Source organism: Knoellia flava TL1 (genome assembly GCF_000768675.1).
Lineage (GTDB): Bacteria > Actinomycetota > Actinomycetes > Actinomycetales > Dermatophilaceae > Knoellia > Knoellia flava.
Genome location: NZ_AVPI01000049.1, coordinates 1 through 3922, shown reverse-complemented (window position 1 = coordinate 3922; position 3922 = coordinate 1). Strand labels below are relative to the sequence as shown.

Here is a 3922-nt window from a genome sequence, read left to right as displayed (position 1 = left end):
GCGACGCGGGCCGGCGCCACCGCGACGCTCGTCGCGCTGGGGACGACCCGCACCACGCGGTCCGCGACCGCTGGCGTCCCGGCCCCGCGACGCCCCACCGCGGCCGGAGCTGCCGCGACGTGACTCGTCACGACCGCCCTCACGTCGGGGTCCACGGTTCTCGTCGGTCATCGGAAGCCTCCAGGAAGGACTGAGGTGGCACCGCGTGCCACAGGAGCAAGGGAAGTCTAGGGCCAGCTCGAGAAGCCGCTCGATCGTCATGGCCCACCGGCCCTGAATGGGGCCGGAAATGAGAAATGGCCCGCCGGGTGGGCGGGCCATTTCTTTGAATGTTTGTCCGGCTGCGTCCTACTCTCCCACACCGTCACCAGTGCAGTACCATCGGCGCTGAAGGGCTTAGCTTCCGGGTTCGGAATGGGACCGGGCGTTTCCCCTTCGCTATGACAGCCGAAACTCTATGGAGATATTCGGGTACCCACCGGGCACGCACCCGTTGCGGGGTGGTGTGGGGGTGTCGTTCCGTATCTCGGGAACTGCACAGTGGACGCGAACACGCATGAATCTTTTGAGTGTGTATCAAGTTGTCGGCTTATTAGTACCAGTCAGCTACATGCATTACTGCACTTCCACGTCTGGCCTATCAACCCAGTAGTCTAGCTGGGAGCCTCTCGGACACGAGGTCCATGGAAATCTCATCTTGAAGCGTGCTTCCCGCTTAGATGCTTTCAGCGGTTATCACTTCCGAACGTAGCTAATCAGCGGTGCTCTTGGCAGAACAACTGACACACCAGAGGTTCGTCCATCCCGGTCCTCTCGTACTAGGGACAGCCCTTCTCAAATTTCCTACGCGCACAGCGGATAGGGACCGAACTGTCTCACGACGTTCTAAACCCAGCTCGCGTACCGCTTTAATGGGCGAACAGCCCAACCCTTGGGAGAGACTCCACCCCCAGGATGCGACGAGCCGACATCGAGGTGCCAAACCATGCCGTCGATATGGACTCTTGGGCAAGATCAGCCTGTTATCCCCGGGGTACCTTTTATCCGTTGAGCGACGGCGCTTCCACAAGCCACCGCCGGGTCACTAGTTCCGACTTTCGTCCCTGCTCGACATGTCTGTCTCGCAGTCAAGCTCCCTTGTGCACTTACACTCAAAACCTGATTGCCAACCAGGCTGAGGGAACCTTTGAGCGCCTCCGTTACCTTTTAGGAGGCAACCGCCCCAGTTAAACTACCCACCAGGCAATGTCCCTGATCCGGATCACGGACCGAGGTTAGATATCCAGAACGACCAGAGTGGTATTTCAACGTTGACTCCACCGACACTGGCGTGCCGGCTTCACAGTCTCCCACCTATCCTACACAAGCCGTACCGAACACCAATACCAAGCTATAGTAAAGGTCCCGGGGTCTTTCCGTCCTGCTGCGCGTAACGAGCATCTTTACTCGTAGTGCAATTTCGCCGAGTTCATGGTTGAGACAGTGGAGAAGTCGTTACGCCATTCGTGCAGGTCGGAACTTACCCGACAAGGAATTTCGCTACCTTAGGATGGTTATAGTTACCACCGCCGTTTACTGGGGCTTAAATTCTGAGCTTCGACCCCAAAGGATCTAACCCGTCCTCTTAACCTTCCAGCACCGGGCAGGCGTCAGTCCGTATACATCGTCTTGCGACTTAGCACGGACCTGTGTTTTTAGTAAACAGTCGCTTCTCCCTGGTCTCTGCGGCCGTTCAGGCTAGTCCGTGAAGGACTTCACCCTCTGGGCCCCCCTTCTCCCGAAGTTACGGGGGTATTTTGCCGAATTCCTTAACCATGATTCACTCGATCGCCTTGGTATTCTCTACCTAACCACCTGAGTCGGTTTGGGGTACGGGCGGCTCGAACCTCGCTAGAAGATTTTCTTGGCAGCATAGGATCACCCTGCTTCCCGCATTCGCGGTCACTATCAGGTCTCAGGACATGTGTGAGACGGATTTGCCTATCTCACTCCCTACACCCTTGGACGTGGACAACCATCGCCACGCGGAGGCTACCTTCCTGCGTCTCTCCATTGCTTGACTACTACCTGCTCGGGTCGCGCGCTCCACCCGCGTCGGTCCGAAGACGTCAGCGGGTTTCAGGCGCTTAGCATCACAAGGTTCGTCATGGGCGGTTCTTCGCCGGTTCCGGAATATCAACCGGATGTCCATCGACTACGCCTGTCGGCCTCGCCTTAGGTCCCGACTTACCCAGGGCAGATTAGCTTGACCCTGGAACCCTTGGTTATTCGGCGGACGGGTTTCTCGCCCGTCATTCGCTACTCATGCCTGCATTCTCACTCGTGTGGCCTCCACGGCTGGATCACTCCGCCGCTTCCCTGGCCACACGACGCTCCCCTACCCATCAACACGCTTGGACCACCAACCCGCAGGTGTGGTGGCCGGGCAGAAGTGTCAATGCCACAGCTTCGGTGGTGTGCTTGAGCCCCGCTACATTGTCGGCGCGGAATCACTTGACCAGTGAGCTATTACGCACTCTTTAAAGGGTGGCTGCTTCTAAGCCAACCTCCTGGTTGTCAATGCAACTCCACATCCTTTCCCACTTAGCACACGCTTAGGGACCTTAGCTGGTGGTCTGGGCTGTTTCCCTCTCGACTACGGAGCTTATCCCCCGCAGTCTCACTGCCACGCTCTCACTTACCGGCATTCGGAGTTTGGCTAACGTCAGTAACCTGGTGAGGCCCATCGGCTATCCAGTAGCTCTACCTCCGGTAAGAAACACGTGACGCTGCACCTAAATGCATTTCGGGGAGAACCAGCTATCACGGAGTTTGATTGGCCTTTCACCCCTACCCACAGCTCATCCCCTCAGTTTTCAACCTAAGTGGGTTCGGTCCTCCACGACGTCTTACCGTCGCTTCAACCTGGCCATGGGTAGATCACTCCGCTTCGGGTCTAGACCCAGCGACTCATACGCCCTGTTCGGACTCGCTTTCGCTACGGCTTCCCCACACGGGTTAACCTCGCCACTGAGCACTAACTCGCAGGCTCATTCTTCAAAAGGCACGCTGTCACCCCACAAGGAGGCTCCAACGGATTGTAGGCACACGGTTTCAGGATCTATTTCACTCCCCTCCCGGGGTACTTTTCACCTTTCCCTCACGGTACTTGTCCGCTATCGGTCACCAGGGAATATTTAGGCTTAGCGGGTGGTCCCGCCAGATTCACACGGGATTTCTCGGGCCCCGTGTTACTTGGGATGACTCTCTGGAGTTCACGATGTTTCGTCTACGGGGGTCGCACCCTCTGTGCCGGGCCTTTCAATGCCCTTCGACTACAACGCGAATTTTTGACTCCATGCCGGGATGTCAGTCCCGGCCAAGAGGTCCCACGACCCCGTACCTGCAACGCCTGACAGCTATCACACAGATACGGTTTAGCCTCTTCCGCTTTCGCTCGCCACTACTCACGGAATCGCGGTTGCTTTCTCTTCCTGTGGGTACTGAGATGTTTCACTTCCCCACGTTCCCTCTCCTCACCCTATGTGTTCAGGTGAGAGTGACTGGACTTGCCTCCAGCCGGGTTTCCCCATTCGGAAATCCACGGATCACAGTCTGGTTATCGACTCCCCGTGGCTTATCGCAGATTCCTACGTCCTTCTTCGGTTCCTGGTGCCAAGGCATCCACCGTGCGCCCTTAAAAACTTGATACGCAAAGATCAGATGCTCGCGTCCACTGTGTAGTTCTCAACATACGGGCGACCCTCCCACGTCACCGCCACCAGACCCGAACACCCCCCCTCGAAGAAGGAGACTGTTCGTCGATGTGACGCACAGGAGGCCCAGCCAGCTCAATCGCCGGCCCGAAGAAACGGACATGACTGCCCGAGCCCTCAGGACCCAACAACGTGTCAGGCGCCGACCCCACCCCACTGCTGTTCCG

General features: G+C 57.6%; 2 rRNA genes. Both read right to left on the bottom strand.

The features are described from left to right. Positions 1 to 335 precede the first annotated feature (335 nt). Positions 336 to 452 (bottom strand): 5S ribosomal RNA (rrf, locus tag N798_RS13755). 120 nt (positions 453 to 572) lie between these two features. Then, positions 573 to 3690, bottom strand: a 23S ribosomal RNA gene (locus N798_RS13750). Positions 3691 to 3922 lie beyond the last annotated feature (232 nt).